The organism is Anaerosacchariphilus hominis (genome assembly GCF_014290175.1).
Classification (GTDB): domain Bacteria; phylum Bacillota; class Clostridia; order Lachnospirales; family Lachnospiraceae; genus Laedolimicola; species Laedolimicola hominis.
Genome location: NZ_JACOOR010000015.1, coordinates 1 through 6,514 on the forward strand (window position 1 = coordinate 1; position 6,514 = coordinate 6,514).

The 6,514-nt window shown below is 45.4% G+C and carries 8 protein-coding genes and 1 pseudogene; all 9 read left to right on the forward strand.

Annotated features, from left to right (window positions below; all coding sequences use genetic code 11):
- Window positions 1-305: 305 nt before the first annotated feature.
- Window positions 306-494: a helix-turn-helix domain-containing protein gene (locus H8S44_RS15925; RefSeq protein WP_117801973.1), complete on the forward strand. Its 189-nt coding sequence runs from the start codon at window positions 306-308 to the stop codon at window positions 492-494.
- A complete protein-coding gene (locus H8S44_RS15930; RefSeq protein WP_117801974.1) occupies window positions 487-1,188 on the forward strand; it encodes a response regulator transcription factor in 702 nt (233 codons plus the stop codon). Before H8S44_RS15925 ends, H8S44_RS15930 begins: the two co-directional genes overlap by 8 nt.
- A 2-nt stretch (window positions 1,189-1,190) precedes the next feature.
- Window positions 1,191-2,114: a sensor histidine kinase gene (locus H8S44_RS15935; protein ID WP_117522865.1), complete on the forward strand. Its 924-nt coding sequence runs from the start codon at window positions 1,191-1,193 to the stop codon at window positions 2,112-2,114.
- 92 nt (window positions 2,115-2,206) lie between these two features.
- Complete coding sequence (locus tag H8S44_RS15940) at window positions 2,207-2,974, forward strand: ABC transporter permease (protein WP_117962462.1); 768 nt, start codon at window positions 2,207-2,209, stop codon at window positions 2,972-2,974.
- 12 nt (window positions 2,975-2,986) lie between these two features.
- On the forward strand, window positions 2,987-3,412 hold the full coding sequence (locus tag H8S44_RS15945; RefSeq protein ID WP_117522863.1) for a DUF3887 domain-containing protein: 426 nt from the start codon (window positions 2,987-2,989) through the stop codon (window positions 3,410-3,412).
- 17 nt (window positions 3,413-3,429) lie between these two features.
- The gene (locus H8S44_RS15950) at window positions 3,430-4,353 is read left to right on the forward strand and encodes an ABC transporter ATP-binding protein (protein WP_156066401.1); all 924 of its coding nucleotides are present in this window, start codon (window positions 3,430-3,432) and stop codon (window positions 4,351-4,353) included.
- Window positions 4,346-5,077 (forward strand): ABC transporter permease, encoded by a 732-nt coding sequence (locus tag H8S44_RS15955; RefSeq protein ID WP_055221125.1) that lies wholly within the window; start codon window positions 4,346-4,348, stop codon window positions 5,075-5,077. Before H8S44_RS15950 ends, H8S44_RS15955 begins: the two co-directional genes overlap by 8 nt.
- A gap of 10 nt (window positions 5,078-5,087) precedes the next feature.
- The gene (locus H8S44_RS15960; RefSeq protein WP_330601894.1) at window positions 5,088-5,822 is read left to right on the forward strand and encodes an ABC transporter permease; all 735 of its coding nucleotides are present in this window, start codon (window positions 5,088-5,090) and stop codon (window positions 5,820-5,822) included.
- A gap of 468 nt (window positions 5,823-6,290) precedes the next feature.
- Window positions 6,291-6,514 (forward strand): annotated as a pseudogene (locus tag H8S44_RS15965) (sigma-70 family RNA polymerase sigma factor); the annotation flags it as partial.

Consider the following 6,514-nt stretch of genomic DNA (forward strand, 5'->3'; position numbering starts at 1 on the left):
AGGCTCGGAATTGCACCTTGATTCTCAATGTTGGCAAGATACCGCCATTCAATCCCAACCATTTCCGCCAATGTTTTTCGTGCCAGACGCTTTGCCTCTCGTGCGGCTTTGACATCTGCACCAAAGGTTTCAAAACCGGGACAATCTTCAACTTTCGCCATATAGCATCACCCAGTTACATTGTATAATTCATACTTTGCCCGTGGAATGTTGCTATATGCAGTTTAGTTGAAGTTTATAATTCATATTCCATTTCTTGCATTGTTCGAGAAAGAGAACTATAATGTATTCTGTGGAGGTGCGAAATGGACTATATGACATTGAAAGAGGCCGCCGAAAAGTGGGGCGTGACACCTCGTAGGGTAAATTATTATTGTGCCGGAGAGCGTATCCCCGGCGCTATGAAAATGGCTGGTGTTTGGCTGATCCCCAAGAACGCAGAAAAGCCGATTGATGGAAGAACAAAACAAGGGAGGTTGCTGAAACATGAATAGCGTTTTGATTATAGACGATGACAAGGAACTTTGTGCCTTGATGAAAAAATGTGTGGAACAAGAAAATTTATCTGCGGTAGTAGCACATGGCGGCTTAGAGGGTCTGAGGCTACTGGAAAAAAACAAGGATACCTGTTCACTAATTATTCTGGATGTGATGATGCCAGATATGAACGGGTTTCAAGTATTGCAGAAAATCCGAGAGAAAAACAATGTGCCGGTGCTGATGCTGACCGCCAAAAGCGACGAAGAAGATAAGGTTTCTGGTCTGCGGCTGGGGGCGGACGATTATCTGACAAAGCCGTTTGGAATTAACGAACTGATGGCTCGTGTCAATTCTCTAATCCGGCGCTATACCACCTTAAACCCTGTGACTGGAAACGAAGCCGCCACCATGCTTCTGAAAGATATGGTAATTGATAAAATCAACCGAACCGTAACGGTTCAGAATCTCTCGGTAGACTTGACCGGCAAGGAGTTTGACTTGCTTCTATTTCTGGCGTCCAACAAAGGACGGGTCTTTACTAAAAAGCAACTTTATATGCAGGTGTGGACAGAAGAATATGATTTTGACGACAATAACCTCATGGCATTTATCAGTAAACTGCGAAAAAAAATCGAGCCAAATCCAGAACAACCTTTTTATATTCAGACTGTCCGCGGTGTAGGGTATCGCTTTAACAAGGAGGCATGAGCATGGAGATTAACCTTTATCTATTGTTGTCTTTATTGATTGCCTTGCTGGTAATCAGCTATCTTCTGGGAAAACTTCACCGTGTCCGTGGTCAGCTTTTTCTTATTAGGGATGCCCTAAACGATATAAAAGCCGGGAATTTGAATCGCCGTGTATTGACACGGGAAAGCGACCTGACAAAACAAATCTGTTATGATATTAACGAGATTGCCATGAGCAGCCAATCTCGGCTTATACAGCAAAAGCAATCCGAACAGGCTTATAAACGGCTTATGACAAGCCTTTCCCATGATGTAAAAACCCCTCTTGCTTCTCTGGTTGGATATTTGGAGGCTGTGGAAAGCAAGATGGTAACAGGAGCTGAGCAGGAAGAATACATTCGGGTGGCTATGGAAAAAGCCCACCACCTGAAAGATTTTGTGACCGCCCTGTTTGAATGGGTGAAGCTGGATGCCGGGGAACAGATTTTTCATTTTGAGGTCTGCGACCTGAATGAGCTTTCCCGTGACATCATGGCTGATTGGGTGCCGCTGCTGGAAAACCACGATCTTAGCTATGAAATTGAGATACCCGAAACAGAATACATGACACGGGTTGACTCTACCGCCTACACTCGTATTCTCAATAATTTACTGCAAAATATCCTGACGCACAGTGCTGCAAGCAAAGTTTTCCTGACCGTGACTGAAACGGAGCAGCAGGCAAAAATCGTTGTTGCTGATAACGGCAATGGGATTGCCGCCTCTGATCTCCCGCATATCTTTGAACGGATGTATCAATGTGATCACTCCCGTTCTGCCAAAGGGAACGGGCTGGGCCTTTCGATTGCCAAAGAGTTAGTCAGTATTCATAAAGGAACGATTACAGCCGCCAGTGTTCCCGGAAACGGAACAACCTTTATCATCATACTTCCGAAAGCTCTGTGATCCCACAGAGCTTTTTTTGAAAAAATTTTATCTCGGCAAGGTTATGGCAAGGTTTGCGTTTTATAGTTGGAACCATGAAAGGAGAAAACCGTATGACGATTATTACAACTGAAATCCAGAAATGGAAACGGAATAAAATTGTCTGGTGTATTTTGGCTCTGACACTTCTGCTTGGAGCGTTTGCAATTGAGAGGGCTTGCAGCATTTCAAGGAGCAGTCCCTTTATGGATAGTTTTGGCGACCTTTACACACTGGCCTTTAAGAATCTGTCCAGCCTGTTTCTGCCGATTGTGCTGGGAATGTTTGCAACGACACTGTTTTTCGATGAACACAAAAATGACACGATGAAACAACTGCTTATCATCCCTATTACAAAAGCACAGCTATACTTTTCAAAAGTCGCTGTGGTTATTCTGATGTCCGTAGGACTGTGCCTGATTACTTTTCTTTTGTGTGTTGTCGGTGGGCTGATTGCCGGAGGCTTTCCCGATCTGAACGCCCAAACACTGATGGACGCTGGTCTTTTGTATCTGGCAGGTGGTATTCTGATTCCCATAGCCATGCTTCCGATTGTGTTTCTTTCCGCGCTGTCAAAGGGATATATCTTGCCCATTGGCGCAACGCTGCTTTATCTGATTCCCGTAGTCATTGCCCCGGCTTATCTTACGGGAATACACCCGCTGGCAAGCGTGATGGGGATTTATCCCCATATTTCCGAAGCGGCCGCAGCTATGGTAGAAAGCCTGATGCAAGGCGTTTTATTCAATACTTCGCCGCTTGTTTGTGTCGGTTCGCTGCTCTTGATCGGTGCTACATTTGCCGCCGCATCCGTAGTGGCTCTAAAAAAGCAATCTTACTGAAAGGAAAGACCTATGAAACGATTGAGTTGTTTATTACTCGGTATTCTGCTTGTTTTTTCTCTTTGTGCCTGCCAGCAGGCCGCTCCATCTTCCGGCGAGGCTCCCGACCAACAGGCCATTACGGAAGAAGCAACCGAATACTTTAACCAAATGATGGATGGAGATTTTGAAACTTTCTTCAATGCGTTGCCGCAGGGCGTACAGGACAATATTTCTGCGGAAACGATACAGGAAACATGGGAAGAAGAAGTCGATAAGCTGGGCGGGCTGCCGAAGAACACTTCCCCGGATGTGTCCTGCTATGTGCCGGAACACTCTGACCAAATCCGTGTTGAATTTGTCATTCCTTGTGACAAAGGCAATTTCAAAGTATTCATCAACTATTTCCCGGATGGCAGCCTTTACAACTATGTTATCTGGAAGAACGAAACAAAATGAGAAAGCGAGGTATTTTTATGAGTGATCTTGTGATTGAAACCAAAAAGCTGACAAAGATTTACGGGGAACAAACTGCCGTTAATTCTGTGAATCTTCATGTGAAACCGGGTCGGATTTATGGACTTTTAGGACGCAACGGAGCCGGTAAAACCACAATTATGAAAATGATTTTGGGCCTTACACCAATCACTTCCGGCGAAGTGGATGTGTTCGGACAGAACATCAAAGGCCATGAGAAACGCATTTATCCCCGTATTGGGGCCATCATCGAAACTCCCGGTTTTTATCCGAATCTGACCGGCACAGAAAACCTTGAAATTTTTGCGAAGTTGCGAGGGACACCCCAGCCCAATGCCGTCAAGAACGCGCTGGAAGTTGTGGGATTGCCCTACAAGGACAAAAAGCTGTTCAGTAAGTATTCCCTCGGCATGAAGCAACGTCTCGGTATTGCCAACGCTATTCTGCATGACCCGGAGCTTTTGATTTTGGACGAGCCGACCAATGGACTTGACCCTATCGGTATAGCCGAAGTGAGGAACTTTATTAAGAATTTAAGTGTGGAGCGTGGCAAAACCATCCTAATTTCCAGCCATATACTTTCCGAAATTTCACTGTTGGCAGATGATATAGGCATTATCGACCACGGGGTTCTGCTGGAAGAAAGCAGCATGGATGAATTAGAAAAGAAAAATCGGAAATACATCCAGCTTCAAGTGTCGGATATTCCAAAAGCCTCTTTAATTTTGGAAAGGCAATTCCATGTGACCGATTATGCAGTGCAGGACGAACACAACCTGCGGCTTTATGACACCGCACTGGATATGGCGGCAATCAACAAGGCTCTTGTGGTGCAGGATGTAGCTGTTATCAGCTCCCAAATCTGCAATGATACCCTTGAGGATTATTTCAAACAGATCACAGGGGGAGCGGGAATTGCTTAAACTGATACAAGTTGAATTTCTAAAACTGCGCCGGAGAAAGTTTATCTGGCTCATGCTGCTGGCGGCGCTCTTTATGCCACTGGCTGCCGTATTTTACTTTTCAAGTGTCAAAGGAACCGGCGTGGACCCCATTATGTTTTACAAATGGACAGCGTTCAGCTATACCCCGTGGATCATCCTACCGGTAGTGCTGGGGATGTTGTGTACCATGCTGATGTATAACGAAAACCAGTATGATATGCTCAAACAGCTTTGGATTGTACCGGTCAATAAAATGGCATACTTTTTCAGCAAGTTTGCTGTGGTGCTGGTGTATTCCATTTGCTTTATGCTAGTCACCGCAACGGCGTCCATTCTGACCGGCGTACTATCCGGTTATATTCCCTTTGACAGTGAAAGTGTCCTTTATCTTTTGCGGAAGTGTATGGAAATTTCTCTGTTGACCGCCTTTGCGGTGTTACCAGTACTGGCGGTTGCCGCAGCGCAAAAGGGCTATATTCTCCCTGTTTGCCTGACGCTGATTTATACATTCCTCGGCTTTATCCTCTTGATGGTGAATATGTACCTACATCCGCTGTCCAGTATGACCGCTATTGTTATGTATGATATTCCGGGTGTTGTATTCGATCAGCCATTAAATATTCCAGCCGCATTTCTGTGCATTGGTGTATGGGCTGCTGCTTCGGCTGTATTGGCGAATGTGGCATTGGTTCGGAGAAAGTGAGGTGCAAAAAATGATGAAAGATTTGCTTTGGGCGGAGAGCCAGAAACTCCACCGTTCCAAAATACTCTGGATTGCTGGGTTTGCAACAGTCATGGTAGGGTTAATCGTCTTTGCACAGGGACAGTTTACATTCTATGACCGCCGATATATTGACGGGGCTGGATGGTTTATGACAGCGGCCCAATCCCTTGCTACCTTTTATGTTCTGCCTGCTGTAATTTCCCTATTGGGAAGTTATATGATTTGCCGGGAGGAACAGGAGGATACCTTAAAATCTCTGCGGCTCATTCCCGTAGATGAAGTGAAACTGACACTTGCCAAAATGATACTTGCCTTTGTGTTCAGCGTTCTGATTTACCTTTTACTTTTTGCAATTACCTTTCTTGTCGAGGCAGTTTTGCATTTAGAAGCACTTTCCGTTGGCCTTGTGTTAGAAAATCTGAAAATATATTTTCTGGATGGGGTAGGCGTATTCTTTGCAATTTCGCCTATTATCGCTCTGGTAGCGCGGATGAAAAAGGGGTATTGGCTGGCTCTGGTATTTGCAGAAATTTATTCGTTTGCTGGATTATTTGCGAGTATGTCCCAGCAGTTAAAGACGGTATATCCCATGACAGCCGTTTTCAATATCTCTGGTTATTATAATGCAAATATGTTTCAGGTTTTAATCGGCGTTGTAATTCTGATGGTTTGTGTGATTTTGTCATTGTTAATTTTGAAAGGATGGAACCGCAAGACTAAATAAATGCAATATATCTAATGATCTGCCGGACGACGGCAAAAGAAAAAAAGCCGTCGTAAAGCAGACACATTTTCACGCGCCTATGAAGCGGCGGCTTTGATTTTCAGAGCCGCCGTTTCTTTTCGTCTATCCTAAACCAACGACGACCTAACACCGTGTAAATCCACGGCGGCATATAGGAGGATTGCCGCCGTGTCTATTCTTGTCTTTTTTCACAGTACCCATGACCTGCACCAGCTAAAAAAAGCCTGTTTCCAGCAGCGGAGCAATGCGGCCAGCAGTATGTACTATACCATGTAACCAAACAGCAAAATATATTCCATTACGCTCGTATGGCTTTATGCCGTCCGGGCGCTTTTTTGTCCCTGTGGAGCCGGAACATCGGGCCAGCATGGCCCGAACCCTGGCCCCAGTGCCGTTCTCCGCCGCCCCATTCAGATTTACCAAAAAATCTGAATGGAGGAAAGGCAGATGGAAGTTACCATCAATTATAACGGACAAGCCGTGGCCGTGGAGGTTACGCTGGAAGTCTATGAATTTCTTGACCGGGCCGATCACAAAACGGAGAACCTGTTTCATGAACAGCGGCGGCATTGGGATGGCCGGGAGTTTGACGAGTACATCATTACCACCGAGGGTGTAGGGGTCTACGGCGAAACGCCGGAGGAATACCTTTGCCGCATGGAAACGCTGCA

Excerpts from the sequence above, each read along its gene's own strand:
- H8S44_RS15925 (WP_117801973.1), top strand. The coding sequence starts at position 306 with ATGGACTATATGACATTGAAAGAGGCCGCCGAAAAGTGGGGCGTGACA.
- H8S44_RS15950 (WP_156066401.1), top strand. The coding sequence starts at position 3,430 with ATGAGTGATCTTGTGATTGAAACCAAAAAGCTGACAAAGATTTACGGG.
- H8S44_RS15940 (WP_117962462.1), top strand. The coding sequence starts at position 2,207 with ATGACGATTATTACAACTGAAATCCAGAAATGGAAACGGAATAAAATT.
- H8S44_RS15935 (WP_117522865.1), top strand. The coding sequence starts at position 1,191 with ATGGAGATTAACCTTTATCTATTGTTGTCTTTATTGATTGCCTTGCTG.
- H8S44_RS15930 (WP_117801974.1), top strand. The coding sequence starts at position 487 with ATGAATAGCGTTTTGATTATAGACGATGACAAGGAACTTTGTGCCTTG.
- H8S44_RS15960 (WP_330601894.1), top strand. The coding sequence starts at position 5,088 with ATGATGAAAGATTTGCTTTGGGCGGAGAGCCAGAAACTCCACCGTTCC.
- H8S44_RS15945 (WP_117522863.1), top strand. The coding sequence starts at position 2,987 with ATGAAACGATTGAGTTGTTTATTACTCGGTATTCTGCTTGTTTTTTCT.